Raw genomic sequence first — 21,828 nt, 5'->3', positions numbered from 1 at the left:
CTTATTTTAGGGGGAGTGGACAATAGTTGGTGATAAAATGGATGACTATAAAAAAAATCAAGGAGTCAGATTAGCAACAATTATTCTCGAAGCATATCTTTATGGTGAAGTAGATAAGTATGAATTAGCCTCTCGTTTTAAAGTCAGCGAGCGGACGATTTATCGAGATTTGAATTCGCTAAACTTAATTTTAGAGCATAAAGGGAATTCAAAGTATGGTTTTTCGACAGTTGTCGAATATTATAAAATGATTTCTTTTTTTGGTATAGATAAGTATTTGCCTGATTTTAGTCAGTCTTTTTTGAAGAGTATTCCTGAGACTATTCAGAACAGAAGTGTTCTCATTAAATTTAATGGCATTGAGCATAAGATCAAGAGCTACTTAAAAACACATTATGAAAGAATTAGGTATGCAATTGATAATAAAAGAGAATGTCATATTTTGTATAAAAGCAAAAATCGGACAATATATCCATATAAGCTCATCTGTCACAATACGATTTGGTACTTGAATGCCATTGAAGAGGGGAAGCTTAAATCATTTTCACTAAATAGGATTGAATGGTTAGATGTCAGCAAAAAAACTTTTTTACCTGATAATAATATTGTCAATATGTTAATGGAGAGTAAAGACCCATGGACTAGCCATAATTATTTTCATGCTCGAGTATTGGTTTCAAAGTCGATAGCTGATTACTTCAAAAGAAGAGATGTTTTACCTAATCAGTGTATTGTTGATGAAAGTAGTGATTCTCTAACTATTTCATGCTCTGCGATGAGTGAAAAGCAAATTTTACCTTTAATTCAATATTGGATCCCAAATATTAAAGTTTTAGAGCCAGAATGGTTAAAGATAAAGTTTGAACAAAACCTACGGGATTATATTAATCAATTGTAACTAGTTATTTTCATTTTATTAAAACTGAGAGGATTGTATGGCAATACCATTTATTATTGCTGGTGCAGCTATTGCGGCCGCCGCGTTTGGTGGAAAGAAAGCTTATGATGGATACCAAACAAAATCAGAAGCTGACGATATTTTAGAGAGCTCTAAACGTCGTTATGATGAAAAAAAAGAAGTGCTAGAGTCAATAAATGTTAGCACGACAACGGAATTAGAAAAGTTAGGTACGCTTGAGTTAAAAATCGGTAAAAGTTTCAATAAATTTAACACTATCGCACAATCAATATTAAAGCAGCTTAATGAATCAGGACAGGATATTTCAATTTCGATTCCACGTCATGAAATCAATAAAATTGAAAACCTCGCTATTTCAGCGACAGAGTATCTTGGAACCTTAGTGGGAGCCGGTGCATCAAGTGCTGCTGCGGGGTTTGCTGTCTATGGTGGTGTTATGGCATTCGCGGCTGCATCTACAGGAACACCAATTGCAGCGCTTTCAGGTGCGGCTGCTTATAATGCGACAATGGCGGCTATCGGTGGCGGTTCTCTAGCTGCTGGTGGTTGGGGGATGGCAGGTGGAGCAATGGTGTTAGGTGGTGCTGTTGTTGCTCCTATCTTAGCGATTGCTGGTTGGGCTTATAATTCTCACGCTGAAAAAGCATTAGATAATGCCCAAAAAATTCGCTCTGAAGTTAATGGTGCCGTTGCAAAAATGACTTTGGCTTATGAAAATTTAACCAAAACCAAAGAGTACGTTGTCGCTATTTATCATGTTTTAGAAGCACAATTTACCGTGTTTAAACCATATCTATTAGCACTCATAGAAGCCGACAAAATGATTCAACGTAATAAAGCATTAGGTCAGGCTAACACCCATGGCATTACGGATGAGTTAAAGCTCACTATTAATAATGGTTATAAACTTGCAGCTATTATGACTAACCTAATTACGACACCATTATTTAAGCCGAAATTAAATCAAAATAATGAGGCTATTATTGTTGATGAGGTTATCGAGATTGAAACAGATAGCCATGGTCTGAAAATATTAAATCAGGAATGTTTAGATAAGCGATTAGATGAAACTAAGCGTTTTACGTTATCTTGATGGCATCATAAATCATAAGTAGCAGTACTTTCACTGCTACTTATAGGTAAGACATATGCAACAGACAAATTATAATTGGCAAAAAGAAGTGAACGATACGATTGTTCAAAGTTTAGTCACTTCCTTTGGTTTGGATTTTTTATTATTAAAAGATAAAAAAGGGGGGGATGTTGATACGGTGCATAATGTCAGAAATGATATTTGGGCAACCGAGGAAGAAAAAAATCGTTATCAGGATCGTGGTGAATATGATTCACATGCATACCACAGCCACGAGAATTACAAAGAGACAAACCGCAAAGGCAAACAAAAAAAGTTAGCGGGTGAGTTAACGGACTCCTATACAGGAGAAACGTTTAGCCAACATGATGTGACTAATCTTGATCATATTATTGCGGCTTATGAAGTGCATAATGACCCTGCACGTGTTCTTGCTGAAATTGACGGTGCGGATTTAGCTAACCGTGACTCAAATTTGACCTTTACGAATGAAACATTAAATAAGTCGAAAAAAGCCAAAAAAATGGCAGACTTTATTTCGAATCTAAAGTCACAGCAAACACTGCTTAAAGCAGAAATTAGTGCATTAGAAAGTAAAGGGCAACTAACCGATATTGAGTTAAAAAAACTCAAGACACTTAAGAATAAGCAGAAAGCCAATTTTGATGCCATGAAGGCTGTCGATGAAAAGGCCAGAAAACAGTATGATGCAGAAATTAGTAGCAAGTACTACAGTAGCAGTAAGTTTTTTGTGAATACGGCATCAGCGGCTATTAACACTGGGTTGAGAATGGGAGCAAGGCAAATGCTAGGGATTGTATTTGCAGAGCTTTGGTTTGAATTAAAAGATTCGATTCCTAAATTGATTGAACAGCATAAAACAAACTTTAAATTTAAACTTTTCTTGGAGGATTTGAAAGGTGTTGTTACGAATATTTGGGAAAGATTAAAAGCTCGTTTTAAAGATTTTTGGACTGAGTTTAATAATGGGTTGTTTGGTGGGTTATTAGCCAGTGTTACAACCACCATGTTGAATATTTTCCTAACATCGACAAAAATGATAGGGAAGTTAATCCGAGAGTCTGCAAATAGCCTATTTTCTGCTGTGAAGCTGCTCTTTTTTAATCCAGAAAATTTAGCATTAGGGGATTTACTAAAATCAGCCATTAAAATTATATCGACCAGTATTTCTGTTGTACTCGGTTCAATGATAACAACATACTTGAATGGAATATTATCATTCCCATTCGGTAATGATGTTGCGCTATTCATTGGGGCTTTAGTCTCTGGTTTATTGACATTGGCGATGTGCTATTATTTAGAGCACAGTAATTTAATGCAAAAGATTTGGCGTTTTTTAAATAAATTCCGCAATAAGTATGAGCTAACATTAAAGTACTACCGAGATGTTAATGCTGCTTTAGATAAATACCTAACAGAACTTGCTCAGCTTGAATTTAATTTTAATGTTGCTGAAATGCAGACGTTTACCCATGCATTGCAGGCGACAAATACAGAATATGAGCGAAAAATTATTCTTAATCAGGAAATTAAACGGAGCAATATTGCATTACCCTATGATGTAGATAGTGATGATTCATTCAGTGATTGGCTGGATTCATTATGATTTTAGAAACCGAGCTATTTCCTTGTGATAAATGTGGGGCATGCTGCCGCCATGTTGATCGCGCTAATGAAACTCAATTTCTTGATAGAGGCGATGGCATCTGTAAACATTATAATGAAACTAGCATGTTATGCACTATTTACGAAGAGCGCCCAGATATCTGTCGTGTCGATAAACAGTATTTGCTTCATTATCACGATCAATATACATGGCATGAATTTGTTGAAGTGAACAGAATTGCCTGTGAAATAATACTGGGTAGTGAATAATTTTGACTTATGCTATATTCGTTTACTAAGACCATTACTAAATCTTTTAGTGATGGTCTTATTTTATGAATTGATAAAGTAGGCTTGGTTTATCAACATCCCCCTATAACTTAGTTAATGATCCCTTTTCATTAAACCCACAGGCGTGATCTTATTGATCCCTAACATTAAATGATATTCAATCTCATTTATTATTGACCGTCGGTCGGTCGATAATTATGATAAAGGCATCATTTGATGGGAAGGTGAGAATAATGAAACGTCTTTTTTTGATCTCTGCCGTTTGTTTAGGCACGTTTATGGCGACATTAGATATCAGCATCGTCAATGTTGCATTACCTGCAATTCAACGGGATCTCAATGCTGATATGGGAATGCTCCAGTGGATCATTGATGCTTATGCGCTTTGTTTATCTGCATTGATTTTGTCTGTGGGGCCGATTAGTGATCGCTATGGGCGTAAAAAAGTGTGGCTAGCAGGGATCGCCATTTTTACATTTGGCTCTGCCCTTTGCGCGATAGCGACGACAACAAATATGCTGATTTGGGGAAGAGTGACCCAAGGCATTGCGGCAGCAGCACTGATCCCCGGTGCTTTATCTATTATTACCCAAGCATTTTTGAATGATATTGAGCGAGTGAAGATAATTGGGATCTGGTCTGCTGTGAGTGCATTATCATTGATAATTGGTCCTATTTTAGGTGGGTTATTAGTTGAACTGTTTGATTGGCCAACGATCTTTTTAATTAATCTTCCTCTTGGAATAGTCACTTTGTTGTTGGGTTGGATAGGTATTGATGAAAGTGCAGATCCTGAGAAAGCCGCCTTTGATCCATTAGGCCAATGCTTGAGTATTGTTGCGCTTGCGGGTGTGACATATGGCTTAATTGAAGCAGGAGCGCAAGGGTGGGGAAGCGTTATGACGATAGGGGGATTAACTGTAGGTTTTCTCGCTTTGATCAGTTTTGTGATAGTCGAAATGAAAGTCGCAAAGCCTTTATTTCCCATCTTTTTGTTTAAAACTAATCAATACTTTTTTCAATACAACGTGGCCTCTTTTACGCTTGGTTTTGCGACCTACAGCAATGTATTTTTTATCGCCTTATTTCTACAAAAAGGGCAGGGTTGGGGAGCCTTTGAGGCTGGATTGCGTATGGCTCCTGAATTTGTTGCCATGGCACTATTTTCTTTCTCTTTCGGTCACTTGACTCGATTGACGAGTGTCAGAAATTTAATGATTTTAGGGTTTGTGCTTATTGCACTAACATCTACTGCGCTTGGTTTGGTGAATGCAGATACGGCTTATACGGTTATTGCTTTGCTTTTATTTGTGCTGGGGGCTGGGATGGGAATGGCGACACCGGCGATAGGAGCTTTGATTATGGGGAGTGTTGATAAAGCCTATTCAGGGGTTGCCTCCGCGGTGATGAATGCGTTACGGCAAACAGGCATGACATTGGGGATCGCACTATTAGGGACATTAATGACGCATCAAGCACTCAATCAATTACAGCATGATGAAATGTTAATGGCAACCGTACCTGCTCAAGAAGTCAGTTTACTTATTAATAATACTTCATCAGTTACTTTGCCTTATGTTGCTCAAGCTGTTCGAGCAGCAATGACATCAGGGTTTAATGTGGCGATGATAGGTGGGGCGGGTGTTGTGGTTTTCACGCTATGGTTGATTGTTAAACGTCGAAAAGTGAACATTTAATGTACTAATTAGGCGAATAAAAAAACACCTGCCGAAGCAGGTGTTTAAAGACTGAATTATTCGTCAAGGAAGCTACGTAGAACTTCTGAGCGACTTGGATGACGCAATTTACGCAGTGCTTTTGCTTCGATCTGACGGATACGCTCACGGGTAACATCGAACTGTTTACCTACTTCTTCTAGCGTGTGGTCAGTGTTCATATCGATACCAAAACGCATACGCAGTACTTTTGCTTCACGTGCAGTCAAGCCAGCTAATACTTCATGAGTTGCCGAACGTAGACTTTCTGAAGTTGCTGAGTCTAATGGCAGTTCTAAAGTATTATCTTCAATGAAATCGCCGAGATGTGAATCTTCATCATCACCAATTGGCGTCTCCATAGAGATAGGCTCTTTAGCTATTTTCAGTACCTTACGGATCTTATCTTCCGGCATCATCATGCGTTCCGCTAACTCTTCTGGTGAAGGTTCACGGCCCATTTCCTGTAGCATCTGACGAGAGATACGGTTCAATTTATTGATGGTTTCAATCATGTGAACAGGAATACGGATGGTACGAGCCTGATCCGCGATAGAACGCGTAATTGCCTGACGGATCCACCAAGTTGCATAGGTCGAGAATTTATAACCACGGCGATATTCAAACTTATCAACCGCTTTCATCAGACCGATATTCCCTTCTTGGATCAAGTCAAGGAACTGCAAACCACGGTTGGTATATTTTTTCGCGATCGAAATAACCAGACGCAAGTTCGCTTCAACCATCTCTTTTTTCGCACGGCGAGCTTTGGCTTCACCAATAGACATGCGACGGTTGATATCTTTCACCTGCTCAATAGTCAGGCCTGTTTCTTCTTCAATTTGACGTAATCTTTGCAGACAACGCAAAATCTCTTCTTCAACTTCAACCAGCTTTTCACACCAAGGCTTGTTCATCGCTTTGGCGGCTGTTAGCCAAGTTTCACTGGTTTCATTACCGCTAAATAGCGTGATGAAGTTCTTCTTAGGCATTTTGCACTGTTCAACACACAGTTTCATGATGGTACGCTCTTGAAGGCGAACGCGATCCATCATTTCACGCATGTTATTGACCAGATAGTCAAATTGTTTTGGCACTAAGCGGAACTGTTTGAAGACTTCAGAAAGCTCTTCAATCGCTTGTGCGGTTTGTGCATTGTTACGACCAAATTGCTTAATGTGCTGACGTGTTTTTTCGTATTGCGCGCGCAATTCGCTGAATTTTTCACGGGCTAGTTCAGGATCGATGCTGTTATCATCATCGCTATCGCTGTCATCGCCGTCTTCATCATCTTCGTCTTCATCGTCGTCTTTATCTAACTCTTCTTGTGGAAGTTCAGAGCCAACGTGTGTTGCAGTTGGTGCGAGATCTTCCTCAGCGTTAGGGTCGACGAAACCGGTGATCAGGTCGGATAAACGGCTTTCGCCTGCCTCGACGTGATCATACTGTTCAAGGAGATAAGTGATGGCTTCAGGGTACTCTGCAACAGAGCATTGAACTTGGTTTATGCCATCTTCAATACGTTTTGCGATGTCGATCTCACCCTCACGGGTTAAGAGTTCGACTGTTCCCATTTCACGCATATACATGCGCACAGGGTCTGTAGTACGACCAATTTCACTTTCAACACTGGATAGAACTTGCGCTGCAGCTTCTGCCGCATCTTCATCCGTGTCGGATGTGGTTTCAGCCAGTATCAAATCATCGGCGTCAGGTGCTTCTTCCATGACCTGGATGCCCATGTCATTAATCATCTGGATGATATCTTCAATCTGATCTGAATCGACGATATCTTCCGGCAGATGGTCGTTGACCTCAGCATAGGTTAAGTAACCTTGCTCTTTACCCTTGGTTACGAGTAGCTTAAGCTGCGACTGCGGGTTTTGCTCCATAAGACGGTATCCACACTTCTGAGTATTTAGATTGGTGTCGGTCGGCGAAACAATCGGCCAACAAGAACATTCAAAGGGGATTTTTATTATTACGCTACGCCCCTTTAAAATCGTAGCATTTTACAGGCATTTGCCTTTAGTAAATCGGCACTTAAGCCGTTTGGTATTCAGTTATGTCTTCACACGTGAAAGCGTGATTAGGCGGACTTCTGCGCGCTCTTCTGGGGTCAGCCCTTCAGTTCGTTCTTTGGCTATCAAGTAGTCAAAACGCTCGTCAAGCGCGCTATTAAATAGATGGTTTAAAGCATCTTTAAATGTCTTTTCCGCTATCTCCTCTATTTCTATATCGTTCCAAGTTGCCAGTTTTTCAAGTTGACTCGCGAATTTATTGTCACGATACAGCTCAAGCAACTGCCCAGTCGTCATACCAGGGGTGGAACGGCAAACATCAACCAATTCCTGAAATAGAGAAAGCCCCGGCATTTGGATATGGGCTATCCCCTCTAGCGAGGGAACGAATTCCGAAAAACTCGGATTCTGTACCAACAACGCGATTAAAATACGCATTGTGGTTGGTTTTAATTTCGGTGCTTGGTAATTTACCGGTTCTGCATTCTCTCTATCAATCATAGCAAGAACCTGAGAAATATCCGGTATACCAATAAAATTTCCTAGCTCTTGAGCCATATATAGGCGCAATGTTTCACCAGGTATTTGTTTTATCAAAGGGATGGCGAGCTTACTAAATTTTGCTCGTCCTTCCTGTGTTTTTAAGTCAACTTGTGGCACGAGTGAATCAAATAGAAATGACGATAATGTTTGTGCGTCATTCATTCGTAATTCAAATGCTTCTTTACCTTCTTTGCGAACTAAAGAATCAGGGTCTTCGCCATCAGGTAAAAACATAAACCGTAATTGACGACCGTCGGTCAAATAGGGCAATGCATTTTCAAGGGCTCGCCAAGCTGCCTCTCTCCCAGCACGGTCGCCGTCATAACAGCAAATAACCGTATCTGTTGAACGATAGAGCAACTGAATATGTTCAGAGGTTGTTGAGGTTCCAAGTGAGGCAACCGCATAACGGATACCGTATTGTGCCAATGCAACAACGTCCATATAGCCTTCAACAACCAGTAATTTATCAAGTTCACCGTTGTGTTGCGTTGCTTCATAGAGGCCAAATAGCTGCCGGCCTTTATGGAAAATATCGGTTTCCGGTGAGTTTAGGTATTTCGGTAATGCGTCACCTAAAACACGCCCACCAAAAGCGATAACACGCCCACGACGATCTCGAATGGGGAACATTACCCGTTCCCTGAAACGGTCATAGGTACGGCCACTATCATTCGTCACTAACATACCTGCATCATCAAGCTGTTTGCGACTTTCTGGGTTTACGGCAAATTTTTTGAGCAGGTTGTCCCATCCGACAGGGGCAAAACCTATCGAGAAATGCTCAATAACGTCAGCCGATAAACCACGTTGGCTTAAATAATCTTTGGCTTTACTTGCCGATGGATGATTTAAGGCAGCGTGGTAAAAATGGTTTATTTTCTCCATCAACTGATACAGATTTTGCCGTTGATGAAGTTCAATTTGGCTTGTGCCAGTTCCCGTTTCATAAGGAACATCAAGGCCATGTAAGGCGGATAATTCTTCGATGGCTTCAACAAAATCGAGTTTGTCGTAATTCATCAAGAAATCGATCGCATTACCATGTGCACCACAGCCAAAGCAGTAATAAAACTGCCTTTCACTGTTCACCGTGAAAGATGGTGTTTTTTCGTTATGGAACGGACAGCACGCGTGATGATTTTTACCCTGTTTCTTTAACGGGACTTTTGCATCGACTAAATCGATGATGTCGGTTCTCGCTAACAAATCATTGATAAATGAACGCGGGATTCGTCCAGCCATAAGCCTCTTTTCGCCTGTTGATGAACGATAATAAGCCGCGCTTCCCTCAGGAAAGCACGGCCTTTAACTGCTTACTAATACTGCCTGTGATGATTGCGGTGGTTACCGCGACCAATTAGTACAGGCGAGTACGGCGTGCGTTTTCGCGAGCCAGTTTCTTAGCGTGACGCTTAACAGCAGATGCTTTAGCGCGTTTACGCTCAGTCGTTGGTTTTTCATAGAATTCACGACGACGAACTTCAGCTAAGACTCCTGCTTTTTCGCAGGAACGTTTGAAACGACGTAATGCAACGTCGAATGGCTCGTTTTCACGTACTTTAATTACCGGCATGTGCCTCTCACCTCAATAGAAATCGGGTTGTTGCTGGCTTTATTCCACCAGCCGTCATTTAAAATGGTGCGGAATTTTACTTCAATGAGTACGGGTTTGTAAAGTGCCGTATAAAATTGAAACACACAAGATTACCATTTCGTTGTTTTTTTGATGAAAAAAACAGCGAGTTTAGGTAATAATGAAAATTAGCCACACGAAATTTATTACAGGGCACTGATTATAGACTATACAACAGGAAAAGTCAGCCTTTTGGCATCATAAATTATACGATAGCCTGAATTTAATGATAGACTTTGGCTCATGCAACAAACAAGGGTAGTGCAATGCGCGTTTTAGGTATCGAAACATCCTGCGATGAAACCGGGATCGCAATCTACGATGATAAGGCCGGTCTATTAGCTAATCAATTATATAGCCAAATAAAAGTTCATGCTGACTACGGTGGCGTGGTTCCTGAATTGGCCTCTCGCGATCATATTCGCAAAACGGTTCCACTCATTCAGGCCGCGCTTAAACAAGCCAATCTTACGAGTGCCGATATTGATGCGGTCGCTTATACAGCGGGGCCGGGGCTTGTAGGCGCTTTAATGGTTGGTGCCACCGTGGGACGTTCGCTAGCCTTTGCATGGGGCGTTCCTGCTGTTGCTGTTCATCATATGGAAGGGCACTTACTAGCACCGATGCTGGAGGAAAAAAGCCCTGAGTTTCCATTCGTTGCTTTATTAGTGTCAGGGGGGCATACCCAGCTAATTAGTGTGACTGGTATTGGTGAATATGAATTACTCGGTGAGTCTATTGATGATGCCGCGGGTGAAGCATTTGATAAAACAGCAAAACTACTCGGGTTAGATTATCCGGGGGGGCCAGTGTTATCGCGTATGGCACAACAAGGCACAGAAGGTCGTTTTGTTTTCCCTCGACCAATGACCGACCGACCAGGGCTTGATTTTAGCTTTTCAGGGCTGAAAACCTTTGCCGCTAATACCATTCGGGAAAATGCGGATGATGAGCAAACTCGCGCAGATATTGCACGCGCTTTCGAAGATGCCGTAGTGGATACATTAGCCATAAAATGCAAGCGTGCACTTGAACAAACCGGTTTTAAACGCCTAGTTATGGCGGGGGGAGTGAGTGCCAATCGTACACTACGCGCTAAAATGGAAGAGGTGCTAAAGCAGCGTGGGGGGGAGGTGTTTTATGCACGCCCAGAGTTCTGTACTGATAATGGTGCGATGATTGCATTAGCGGGGCTGATCCGCTTAAAAGGCGGCGCGACAACAGGCTTAGGCGTTACAGTGCGCCCGCGTTGGCCATTAGCGGAGCTTCCACCATTAGTCGAAACTCGCGAATAGTATCGAAAGTGTGATTAGCGCGGCGGCCCATTTATTGTCAATTGAGTCGCCGCTAATTTATTGTCTCCCGATATCTCGTTTTCTTTTTTAGATCCAGAAACGGTGATTAGTGCAAAATAGTTATCGCATCATCCAATCTTATCGCATGTTTTTTGACGACCTCAGAGGCATTAGCACTTTGTTCGACTAACACGGTATTTTTCTGGGCGATGGATTCGAGTTCAAAGACGGCCTGTGTGATTTCAGTGAGTCCGGCTGCTTGTTCGGAAGTTGCGTTGCTGATATGGCTGATCAGTTGGGTGACATCCTGTACTTGCTTGACCACTTCTTGCAATGTATCTCCCGTGGTGTGTACGTGCAATTTGCCTGAATGTACTTTGTTTTCACAGTCATCAATAAGGTCACGAATATCGTTTACGGCGCTCGCACTTCGGCTGGCAAGGCTACGCACTTCATCTGCAACAACCGCAAAACCTTTTCCTTGCTCTCCTGCTCGAGCTGCTTCAACAGCGGCATTAAGGGCCAATATATTGGTTTGAAAAGCGATCGTTTTAATCACATCGGTAATAGCGTTGATTTTATTCGTACTGTGAACAATTTCATCCATGGTTTGGACAACATTTTTCATGGCTTCCGCGGCATGAATTGCGGTTTCACTTGTCTGACTAGAGAGTTTATCCGCCTGTATTGTATTATCTGCGTTCATTTGTACGGACACTGACATTTGATTCATCGCCGCTACCGTTTGTTGCACATAGCCCACTGTTTTTTGGGTATGCTGTTCTAGTTCATCACAATCGTTAACTAATAGTTCACTCTCGTTGTGCACATTACTGATTTGGTAAGACACGTCGTTGGTTAACCACCGGCACACTAATCCGAGTTGACCAATAGATCGTAATATCATCCCAATTTCATCAACACGATGAAGATGGCTGATACTGTGGCGCTCGCCTCTTGCCACATCAAGGGCTTGTCTAGCAACATTTTCGATAGGCTTCGCCACCATACGTTCAAGTAAAACGTTGCTAGCGGATAAGGTGATTAAGGTGAGAACGGTTGCGTGAAGAAAAGACAAGCCTTGTAGGCCCGAGAGTGCAGCAACGCTTATCCAACCCGTAAATAACAGGATCATCAGTAATCGAATACGCCAACGTATCGACAGCGCAGGGTATTGTCCAAACCAGTGCTTTGCTAACACGAGGCCTTTATGTAATTTATGAGGGGGGCGCCCTTGGTTTAATGCCCGATAGAGCGGCTCAGCACTGGCGATTTCTTCTCGTGAGGCTTTTGTTCGAATCGACATATAACCCGTGATAACACCTTCTCTCATCATTGGGCAAATATTGGCTCTAACCCAATAGTGATCACCGTTTTTACGGCGATTTTTTACAATACCAGTCCATGGCTCCCCCTTTTTTAAGGTACTCCACATGTCCGCAAAGGCTACTTTAGGCATATCAGGGTGGCGAATGATGTTATGAGGTTGGTTCATCAGTTCCAAGAGTGAATAACCACTTACTTTAATAAAGTCATCGTTTGCGTGAGTGATATTGCCATCTAAATCACTCGTGGTCATCAGTGTGGTATCGTCTTCTAATTGATATTCGTTTTGTGTAATAAAGGGAATGCTCGTCATAAATACACCATTATAATTGTTGAGTTTCTCAATGGTATATTTCGACTTATTTCAAATTATCATTAGGCATTATTTATAATAATTTGATGTTTATCTGATTTTTACCCGCAATATCACTTAAGTTTGGTACAGAGTTTGGATAGGAGCAGGTCAATTATGTTGAAAGCATAAAAAAGGCTGTTATGACAGCCTCTTAATATTAATCTTCTTGTTCCTGCTCTTTTGCTTCTTGAGCGATTTCTTTCGGGGTTTTTTGTTTCTTATTTTTGAGCTTTTGCCAAATACGGCTTTCTTGCCCGCGCCATAAACGTTGAATATTACCATGATGGCGCACTAAGACGAGGCAGGAGAGCATCGCCACAGGGAAGGTGAACTCGGGCTTAAACCACCAAACATAGAATGGGGCAAGTAGTGCGCCGATAATGGCACCTAATGAAGAGTAACCGCTAAGAAGTACCGTGAGTAACCAAGTGCCCGCAATTAAGCCAGAAAGATCCCAGCCGATAGCGGCGATAGAGCCAAATGCCGTTGCGACACCTTTCCCGCCTTTAAAACGGAAGAAAACGGGGTAAATATGTCCCAGACAAGCTGCAATCGCGACAAAGCCAAGATAGAATGGAGGAACTTTTAGATAATAAGCCAACCAAACCGGGATCATCCCCTTTAGGACGTCACAAATGAGCACTGCGGCTGCGGCTAATTTACCGCCGACGCGCAAGACGTTGGTTGCTCCAGGGTTACCTGAGCCGTGTTGACGAGGGTCGGGCAATCTTGCCAATCGGCAGATCAGTATAGCACTTGAAACTGAGCCACAAAGGTAGGCAAAGATTATCATGCCAAGCGCGGTTGCACTCATAGCAAACTCCAAAACAGTTGGGGTATATATACACAATTTATTTCACTCATTGGATAATACGCATATTTTCCATGAAGTGGTATCAATTCAGCACATAAACGAGAAAATGACGTGATGGATATCGTATTTATTGAACAATTATCAGTCATCACCACCATTGGTGTATATGACTGGGAACAAAAAATTGAGCAGAAACTCGTGCTCGATATCGAAATGGGATGGGATAACAAACGAGCATCAAGGAGCGATAATGTCACCGATTGTCTCGATTACGCGCAAATTAGCCAAGCCATTATGGATCATGTCAGTAAAAACAAATTTGGCTTAGTAGAACGTGTCGCGGAAGAAGTCGCTCAACTTCTATTAGGTCATTTTTGTTGCCCTTGGGTACGCATTAAAGTTGCTAAGCCAGGCGCAGTTGTGCGGGCGAAAAGTGTGGGCGTTATTATTGAAAGAGGCACTAGACCCGCTTAAAACTGAAAAGAAAGATAGGGCGGTGTATCGCCGCCAACTATCGGTTAGGCATTAATAGGTAACAGTGTTTGCTGTTGCCGCCACTGTTCAATCTGTTCAATGCGTTGGCGAGTCAGCTCTTCTCGGATTTTGGGACCTTGAAACCCTTGCTCAACAATAGGCTTAACGCTAACCGTTTGGGCAACATGAAAAGCTTGGCGAAAAAACTCCGCTTGTGGATACGCTTGCTGTTCAAAGCCAGCGCGACCACGCGCATCAGCTTCACTAATCACCCCCAATTGGGCTATTCGCTCAGGTTTACGCCAACTGTCTAATCCATCAAATAATTGAACCAGCTCTTGGGCTGTTAATCGATTTATGACATGAATTTTATCATGGAAACGAGCGGTTAGGCGTGCAAGCTCCCTCGCGCTATTAGGAATTTTTAAGCGATCACACAAGTTATCGATTAGGGCAACACCAGCTTCGCCATGATGAGGATGGCTAGGCCAGATAGTTTTGGGAGTGAGTGCCTTACCGACATCGTGGCACAGTGCAGAGAAGCGAATATCAACATCAGTGGAAAGTTGGGCGGCCATACGTAACACCATTAGGGTGTGTATCCCCGTATCAATTTCTGGGTGCCATTTGGCAGGAGCTGGCACGCCAAACAAATTATCGATTTCGGGAAATAGCACGGCAAGGGCCCCACATTGACGGAGTACCTCAAAGTAGACCTGCGGTGATTTGGACTTCAAGGCTTTTTCGGTTTCTGCCCAAACACGTTCAGCGGTTAGATGAGTAAGTTCACCAGATGCCGTCATGGTTTGCATTAACGATAGGGTTTCGGGGGCAATATGAAAACCTTGTTCAGCGTAACGAGCGGCAAAACGCGCTACGCGTAAAACGCGTAGTGGATCCTCAGCAAATGCCTCAGACACATGACGTAAGACTCTCGCCTTTAAGTCATCGACCCCATTATAGGGATCGGTCAACTGTCCTTGGTCATCTTTAGCGATGGCATTGATAGTGAGATCACGGCGTAGAAGATCATCTTCAATGGTCACGTCTGGGGCGGAATAGCAACTGAATCCAGTATACCCTGCGCCTGTTTTGCGCTCAGTTCTTGCTAGAGCGTACTCTTCATGGGTTTGAGGGTGAAGAAATACCGGGAAGTCTTTCCCCACTTGCTGGAAACCTTGGGCCAACATCGTTTCAGGTGTTGACCCTACCACCACATAGTCTCTATCTGAGACCGGAAGGCCAAGCAGTTCATCTCGTACCGCTCCACCGACCAGATATACTTTCATCATTAATTTTTAGCTCATCCAACGATCATTACGTTTTTTACGGCGCGGAATAATATGCGGTAGGATCAGACCAAAAATAAGCCCAGCCCCCGCAACACCACCACCATACATAAACCATTGTAATATGAGTTCACGACGACGGTCATCAAGGTTGACTTCCGCAATTTCTAATTTCTTGCCAGACTTAATAAGCTCATTTTTCAATTTTTCATTTTCGGCTTTCAATTGGTTGACGATTTTATCGTTATCGGCAACACGCTGTTGCATATCCGCCGTGCGTGTATTCCAGGTATTATCAATATTTTCGAGTTGCTGACGTAATTTTTGATTTTCGGCTTCTAACTCAGGAATACGTATTTTCATACTCGGTGTGTCACTGAGTTGGTTTTCTGGAAGCCATACTGTACGCCCACGTTCGTCTTTGACTTGAGCGAAATTACCATCCGTTGAGATAAGCTCAACACTTTCACCCGCATTGAGTGTGCCAACAATCCGATATTTTGTTCCTGGCCCACTATGCACATAAGTTGATAAGTCATCAGAAATATAACGTTTTTCAGCGGCAACGGTGCTGACTGATAGGCTTAGCCCCATGATTGAAAGGAGTAATAATGGTATTTTTCGCATAGTATTTACTTTCTATTATTTATGGTGAATGAATGCGGCATATGTGTAGACATACTCTAGATCATTCGAGTTGCGGCTAGACGGTGAGTGAGCGAAATAGATAGCGATGCCATTCGCGCGGATGACTTAGTCAACAAAAACTCAGCGTGTTGCGACAACTTGAAGTACGACGAGTACAAATACTAAAGAGTTAAGTGTGCGTGTGCAAATGTAAAACCAGAATGGGAACTATCCTAACTCACTATATAGCGTATAATTCCTTGCATTTCTTGACATAAACACCTGAAATAAATTGAGAGCATAGAATTTTTGGTTTCTTTGCGCTTTGTTTTCTCACTCGGCGCTGATTGGGGTAATATAATTGCAGAGAAATTATCAATTAAGGAAATGTATGAGCCACCTAGAAGTTGAACTGAAATTGGCTGCTCAAACCACGGCAATTGAGCCAGTACGCCAATTTTTATCGACACTTTCCCACCAACATACTGAACCAAAGAAACTGACTAATATCTATTTCGACACTGAAACACGCCAACTGCGCCAATGGGATATGGGATTGCGTATTCGCGGTTGTGATGGTCGTTATGAAATGACCATTAAAACGGCAGGACAAGTGATTGGCGGATTGCATCAACGTCCTGAATATAATGTTGATATTGATGCACCAGAGCTCAATTTACCCGCTTTTCCCGTCGAAATTTGGCCAGAAGGCACCGATGTCCAGCAATTACAGTCACAATTACAGATCCTTTTTAGTACTAATTTTACCCGTGAAAAATGGCTAGTGACATTTGAAGACAGTGAAATCGAAATTGTTTTCGATCAGGGGGAAATTTCTGCTGGCTCCCGAGATCTTCCTATTCAAGAATTTGAATTAGAACTTAAAAAAGGTTTCGTTGCAGATGTACTGAATTTAGCGAAAAAGCTAGCCGACATTGATGGTTTGCGCCTCTCTTCCACCAGTAAAGCTGCGAGAGGCTATTCATTGATGCAAACAGAGCGCGCGCCATTGCAACAGCCAGAAACGGTGTTTGATTATGAGCAACAGCCCATAGAACAAGCATTGATGCATATGCAGCAGCTAAGCCAACAGCATGAAGCCTATTGGCTAGCCGATGAGGCGGGTGCCCGTGAAGGGCTTGATGTCTTTTTACGCTTTGTCCAAGCGTTTTTGGTGCATTATCGCAACTCTGCCCCCCAGTTTGTGCAGGATATTCCTTTAGAGCAGCTTCGCGCGGATCTTGCCGATGATAAACTGAGTGCAGAAACCTTTTGCTACAGCAGCCGCTGGTTAAAATGTAAATTGGCCTTCACGCAGTGGTTAATTGCCTTGAAATATACTGATATTCATTAAGGTGTTGATATGCATCCTTTTCCTGAGTTGCTACACAGTCAACGAGAGCGGGTTATCGCACGTTTGGCCGATCATGGAAGTGAATTACTGCCTCTGAGTGATGAAGAAGCCATCGTACTAAGTTTTAGTGACTTTGTGTTAAAGCAGGTTTTAGCGCATTCACGTTTTTTGCAGCAGATCCGTGAGCAACGACCTAGCCCTAGCGAATGGCAACATTATGAGCAGTGGCTTGGAAAGGATTTGGAATCGGTGGTAGATGAAGATCATTTGATGCGAGTATTGCGGACATTTCGCCATCAAATGCTAGTCAGAGCCGCTTGGATGCAAGCCTTAAAGATCAGTTCGGAAAAAGAAACTTTACAGCAACTGAGTCATTTAGCGGAAACTGTGATCGTTGCCGCAAGAGATTGGTTATATCAGCAATATAGTCAATCGTGGGGAACGCCTTGTGATAGCGAAGGTAACCCACAGCCATTACTGGTTCTTGGGATGGGGAAACTGGGTGGTGGAGAGCTTAATTTTTCCTCTGATATCGATTTGATTTTTGCCTATCCCGAAAATGGCGTAACACGCGGTGGACGCAAAGAGCTAGATAACGCGCAATTTTTTACCCGTCTAGGACAAAAGTTGATCCGCGTCCTCGATCAAGTCACGGTTGAGGGCTTTGTCTATCGTGTCGATATGCGTTTACGCCCATTTGGTGACAGTGGGCCTTTGGTGTTCAGTTTCTCTGCTTTAGAGGATTATTATCAAGAGCAAGGGCGAGATTGGGAACGTTATGCAATGGTTAAAGCACGTATTATGGGGCCAGATAGCCTACATTATGCAGATACATTGCGTCAGTTACTACGTCCCTTCGTCTATCGCCGTTATATCGATTTTAGTGTGATTCAATCGCTACGTAATATGAAAAATATGATTGAGCGAGAGGTTCGCCGTCGGGGGCTGGTCGATAATATTAAACTTGGGGCTGGTGGCATTCGAGAAATTGAATTTATCACTCAAGTTTTTCAGTTGATCCGTGGCGGCCGCGAACCGGCACTGCAATCACAATCATTACTGCTAGCCATGAAAGGTATTCGAGAGCTTGAACTGCTTCCTGCCGAGCAAGTCGAACTGCTACAAGAGAATTATCTCTTTTTACGGCGGGTGGAAAATTTATTGCAAAGTATTGATGACCAGCAAACCCAGACTCTACCGGATGATGCTCTCAATCAAGCCCGTTTAGCTTGGGGGATGGGCTTTGAACACTGGCAGGCTTTTTATCAAGAACTCATGCAGAAAATGGCGATGGTTCATCATATTTTTACTGAACAAATTGGTCAGGATGATGAAGAAGAGCGTCAAGATAGCTTCGATGAGATCTATATCACCTTGTGGCAAGGGGAGCTTACTAAAGAGGAGTTAGCCCCTTACTTGCCTTCTCAGGACGAGGAAGTTGCCCAGAAAATCATTCATGGCATTTTGATGTTTCGTCACGACCTCAATAAACGCACGATAGGGCCGCGTGGGCGAGATGTTCTTGATGAATTAATGCCTAAATTATTGGCAAAAGTGGGAGAGCGGGCGGATGCAGGGCAAGTTGTCGAACGTCTAACACCACTTTTATTAAGCATAGTTAGCCGAACAACCTATTTAGAGTTGATGCTTGAATTTGATGAAGTATTGACTCATGTTATTCGCTTATGTGCCGCATCCCCAATGATTGCGGAGCAGCTTGCCCGCCACCCATTATTGCTTGATGAGCTACTCGATCCGAAGTCCCTTTACCAACCTCTACCTTTAACCGCATATCGTGATGAATTACGTCAATATTTAATGCGAGTGCCTGAAGAAGATGAAGAGCAACAGCTAGAGGCATTAAGGCAATTTAAGCAAGCACAATTATTGCGTATTGCTGCGGAAGATATTACGGGCGTCTTGCCAGTGATGAAAGTCAGTGATCATTTAACCTATTTGGCTGAAGCGATCATTGATGCCGTTGTTCATCAAGCATGGCAAAAAATGGTGAAACGCTACGGTGAGCCAGCACATCTTGCTCAATTAGATGAAAAACAATATGGTTTTGCGGTATTGGGATATGGGAAATTAGGCGGCTGGGAGCTTGGCTACAGTTCCGATTTGGATTTGGTGTTTCTATTCGATTGCCCTATCGGGGTTGTCACGAATGGTGAGCGTTCAATAGACGCAAGGCAATTTTATTTACGTGTTGCACAGCGCATTATTCATCTATTTAGTACCCGTACAGCCTCTGGGGTACTGTATGAAGTGGATGCCCGTTTAAGGCCATCAGGGGAGTCTGGTATGTTAGTCAGTACCATTGAAGCCTTTGATGATTATCAAAAAAATGAAGCATGGACATGGGAACATCAGGCATTGATCCGAGCTAGAATGGTATTTGGCGATGCTAGATTACAACAAGAGTTTAATCGTATTCGCCATGAAACCTTATGTACTCCACAAGATGCAGAAACATTACGTCAGCAAGTACGTGATATGCGGTTGAAAATGCATCAACACTTAGGGAGCCATCAAAGTAACCTATTTGATTTGAAAGCTGATCCAGGTGGCATTACCGATATTGAATTTATCGCACAATACCTTGTTTTACGCTACGCACCTGAAAACCCATCGTTAACTCGTTGGTCTGATAATGTCCGTATCTTTGAACTTATGGCTCAACATGCGTTGATGCCTGAAAATGAAGCCAATGCTTTAACTCAGGCGTATGTGACTATGCGTGATGAATTACATCATCTTGCTTTGCAATCATTGCCAAGTAGAGTGGATATCAGCCAGTTTGTCGTTGAGCGTGAACAGGTTTTAGCGAGTTGGAAAAAATGGCTAGGGGCGGTCGAATCGCATCATTAACGCGGCCTATTGCTTTGTGATAATATCGCGTTAATTAATTACAGCTTCCTTTTGAAAACTGGAGTTTTGGGATGAAAGTAACACTCCCTGATTATAAACAAGCAGGTGTACTTGTTGTTGGTGATGTCATGTTAGACCGCTATTGGCATGGCCCAGCGAGTCGTATCTCACCAGAAGCACCGGTGCCGGTGGTTAAAGTCAATATGGTTGAAGAGCGTCCTGGTGGTGCTGCTAACGTAGCCATGAATATTGCTTCATTAGGCGCCAACTCTCGCCTTGTTGGCTTGACGGGTATTGACGATGCGGCAAAAGCACTCACTGAAAGTTTGAATGCTGTAAAAGTACGTTGTGACTTTGTGGCAATCCCAACTCATCCCACGATTACGAAATTACGGGTGTTGTCACGTAATCAACAACTGATCCGCCTTGATTTTGAAGAAGGCTTTGAAAATATTGATGTTCAACCTTTGCTAGAACGTATTGAACAAGCCTTGCCACATATTGGTGCATTGGTATTGTCAGATTATGCTAAAGGGGCATTATCGCAAGTACAAAAAATGATTGCCTTGGCAAACAAAGCCGGCGTGCCTGTTCTGATTGATCCGAAAGGGAGTGATTTTGAACGCTACCGAGGGGCGACGTTGCTGACACCAAATATGTCTGAGTTTGAAGCCATTGTCGGTCGTTGCCGTGATAACCAAGATGTTGAAGAGAAGGGGATGAATTTATTGAAATCCCTCGATTTAACAGCGTTATTGATCACACGCTCTGAGCAAGGGATGAGCCTGATCCGCCGTGATGAGCCACCGCTACATTTACCGACAGAAGCGCAAGAAGTTTATGATGTAACAGGGGCGGGGGATACGGTCATTGGCGTATTGGCGGCCTCTATTGCTTCAGGTCGCCCTCTGCATGAGGCATGTGCGTTAGCTAACGCTGCGGCAGGTGTGGTCGTTGGAAAATTGGGGACTTCAACCGTTTCCCCTATCGAGTTAGAGAATGCGATCCGCGGCCGTGCCGATAACGGTTTTGGTGTGATGGATGAAAAGCAGCTAAAACAGGCTGTGGCAAACGCAAGGTTGCGTGGCGAACGTGTGGTGATGACAAATGGTTGTTTTGATATTCTGCATGCAGGCCATGTTTCGTACCTTGCTAATGCTCGTAAGCTAGGGGATAGGCTAATCGTCGCCGTAAATAGTGATGCTTCGACGCGCCGCCTTAAAGGCGAAACTCGCCCCGTCAATCCGCTGGAGCAGCGTATGATTGTGCTAGGAGCGTTAGAATCTGTCGATTGGGTCGTTCCTTTTGAAGAAGACACGCCACAACGTTTAATTAGTGAAGTGCTACCTGATGTTCTGGTGAAAGGGGGAGATTATCGCCCTGAAGAGATAGCTGGGAGCGAGGAAGTTTGGGCTGCGGGTGGTGAGGTTAAAGTACTGAACTTTGAAGATGGTATTTCAACGACGAATATCATTAAAAATATTATGAAAACCAGCAAATAAGCTACAAACATACCGTTGATAAGGCCTGTGATAGATGTGGCACAGGTCTTATCAAAATTCGTCGTATAGCGCTACTG

The 21,828-nt window shown here is 42.9% G+C and carries 17 protein-coding genes; 10 read left to right on the top strand and 7 right to left on the bottom strand.

Features of this window, described 5'->3' with window-relative positions; all coding sequences use genetic code 11:
- Positions 1-37: 37 nt before the first annotated feature.
- The 5 genes from PR833_RS18475 (at position 38) to PR833_RS18455 (ending at position 5,626) form a co-directional block, all read left to right on the top strand.
- Positions 38-898, top strand: coding sequence for a helix-turn-helix transcriptional regulator (locus tag PR833_RS18475; RefSeq protein ID WP_072502814.1), 861 nt, complete (start codon positions 38-40; stop codon positions 896-898).
- A gap of 37 nt (positions 899-935) precedes the next feature.
- Positions 936-2,012, top strand: a complete 1,077-nt coding sequence (locus PR833_RS18470) for a hypothetical protein (RefSeq protein WP_004925206.1) — start codon at positions 936-938, stop codon at positions 2,010-2,012.
- 55 nt (positions 2,013-2,067) lie between these two features.
- Positions 2,068-3,639 (top strand): ATP--cob(I)alamin adenosyltransferase, encoded by a 1,572-nt coding sequence (locus tag PR833_RS18465; protein ID WP_014657627.1) that lies wholly within the window; start codon positions 2,068-2,070, stop codon positions 3,637-3,639.
- Positions 3,636-3,908, top strand: coding sequence for a YkgJ family cysteine cluster protein (locus PR833_RS18460; RefSeq protein WP_004925202.1), 273 nt, complete (start codon positions 3,636-3,638; stop codon positions 3,906-3,908). Before PR833_RS18465 ends, PR833_RS18460 begins: the two co-directional genes overlap by 4 nt.
- Before the next feature lie 254 nt (positions 3,909-4,162).
- Positions 4,163-5,626 (top strand): MFS transporter, encoded by a 1,464-nt coding sequence (locus tag PR833_RS18455; protein WP_272526407.1) that lies wholly within the window; start codon positions 4,163-4,165, stop codon positions 5,624-5,626.
- Between the two features lie 56 nt (positions 5,627-5,682).
- Here the strand turns inward: PR833_RS18455 and rpoD are convergent, their stop codons facing one another.
- The 3 genes from rpoD to rpsU all read right to left on the bottom strand — a co-directional run bounded on the left by rpoD (position 5,683) and on the right by rpsU (position 9,784).
- On the bottom strand, positions 5,683-7,590 hold the full coding sequence (rpoD, locus tag PR833_RS18450) for an RNA polymerase sigma factor RpoD (protein ID WP_120752680.1): 1,908 nt from the start codon (positions 7,588-7,590) through the stop codon (positions 5,683-5,685).
- Between the two features lie 117 nt (positions 7,591-7,707).
- Positions 7,708-9,453 carry a DNA primase gene (gene dnaG, locus PR833_RS18445; protein ID WP_104873245.1) on the bottom strand — a complete coding sequence of 582 codons (1,746 nt, stop codon included), beginning with the start codon at positions 9,451-9,453 and terminating at the stop codon, positions 7,708-7,710.
- Between the two features lie 115 nt (positions 9,454-9,568).
- Positions 9,569-9,784: a 30S ribosomal protein S21 gene (rpsU, locus tag PR833_RS18440; protein WP_001144069.1), complete on the bottom strand. Its 216-nt coding sequence runs from the start codon at positions 9,782-9,784 to the stop codon at positions 9,569-9,571.
- 326 nt (positions 9,785-10,110) lie between these two features.
- Here rpsU and tsaD point away from each other — a divergent pair, with 326 nt between their 5' ends.
- Positions 10,111-11,139, top strand: a complete 1,029-nt coding sequence (gene tsaD, locus PR833_RS18435; RefSeq protein ID WP_004925183.1) for a tRNA (adenosine(37)-N6)-threonylcarbamoyltransferase complex transferase subunit TsaD — start codon at positions 10,111-10,113, stop codon at positions 11,137-11,139.
- Between the two features lie 106 nt (positions 11,140-11,245).
- Here tsaD and PR833_RS18430 read toward each other — a convergent pair whose 3' ends face one another.
- Both PR833_RS18430 and plsY read right to left on the bottom strand, forming a co-directional pair.
- Entirely contained in the window at positions 11,246-12,778 is a 1,533-nt protein-coding gene (locus PR833_RS18430) for a methyl-accepting chemotaxis protein (protein WP_053109745.1), read from the bottom strand.
- A gap of 199 nt (positions 12,779-12,977) precedes the next feature.
- On the bottom strand, positions 12,978-13,634 hold the full coding sequence (plsY, locus tag PR833_RS18425; protein WP_014657630.1) for a glycerol-3-phosphate 1-O-acyltransferase PlsY: 657 nt from the start codon (positions 13,632-13,634) through the stop codon (positions 12,978-12,980).
- Positions 13,635-13,748: 114 nt separating this feature from the next.
- Between plsY and folB the strand changes: the two genes are divergently transcribed.
- Positions 13,749-14,108 (top strand): bifunctional dihydroneopterin aldolase/7,8-dihydroneopterin epimerase, encoded by a 360-nt coding sequence (gene folB / locus PR833_RS18420; protein WP_004925173.1) that lies wholly within the window; start codon positions 13,749-13,751, stop codon positions 14,106-14,108.
- Positions 14,109-14,152: 44 nt separating this feature from the next.
- Here the strand turns inward: folB and PR833_RS18415 are convergent, their stop codons facing one another.
- Together PR833_RS18415 and PR833_RS18410 are read right to left on the bottom strand one after the other, a co-directional pair.
- The gene (locus PR833_RS18415; RefSeq protein WP_014657631.1) at positions 14,153-15,397 is read right to left on the bottom strand and encodes a multifunctional CCA addition/repair protein; all 1,245 of its coding nucleotides are present in this window, start codon (positions 15,395-15,397) and stop codon (positions 14,153-14,155) included.
- Positions 15,398-15,406: 9 nt separating this feature from the next.
- Positions 15,407-16,024: a TIGR04211 family SH3 domain-containing protein gene (locus PR833_RS18410; RefSeq protein WP_014657632.1), complete on the bottom strand. Its 618-nt coding sequence runs from the start codon at positions 16,022-16,024 to the stop codon at positions 15,407-15,409.
- Between the two features lie 391 nt (positions 16,025-16,415).
- Between PR833_RS18410 and PR833_RS18405 the strand changes: the two genes are divergently transcribed.
- The 3 genes from PR833_RS18405 (at position 16,416) to hldE (ending at position 21,751) form a co-directional block, all read left to right on the top strand.
- Positions 16,416-17,378, top strand: a complete 963-nt coding sequence (locus PR833_RS18405; RefSeq protein WP_004925160.1) for a CYTH domain-containing protein — start codon at positions 16,416-16,418, stop codon at positions 17,376-17,378.
- A gap of 9 nt (positions 17,379-17,387) precedes the next feature.
- Positions 17,388-20,249, top strand: a complete 2,862-nt coding sequence (glnE, locus tag PR833_RS18400) for a bifunctional [glutamate--ammonia ligase]-adenylyl-L-tyrosine phosphorylase/[glutamate--ammonia-ligase] adenylyltransferase (RefSeq protein WP_040132437.1) — start codon at positions 17,388-17,390, stop codon at positions 20,247-20,249.
- A 71-nt stretch (positions 20,250-20,320) separates the two neighbouring features.
- Entirely contained in the window at positions 20,321-21,751 is a 1,431-nt protein-coding gene (gene hldE, locus PR833_RS18395) for a bifunctional D-glycero-beta-D-manno-heptose-7-phosphate kinase/D-glycero-beta-D-manno-heptose 1-phosphate adenylyltransferase HldE (RefSeq protein WP_004925155.1), read from the top strand.
- Positions 21,752-21,828: the final 77 nt, after the last annotated feature.

Source organism: Providencia sp. PROV189 (genome assembly GCF_028480065.1).
GTDB classification, from domain to species: domain Bacteria; phylum Pseudomonadota; class Gammaproteobacteria; order Enterobacterales; family Enterobacteriaceae; genus Providencia; species Providencia stuartii.
The sequence above is the reverse complement of the archived record's forward strand: the minus strand, read 5'-3'. Positions and strand labels throughout refer to the sequence as shown.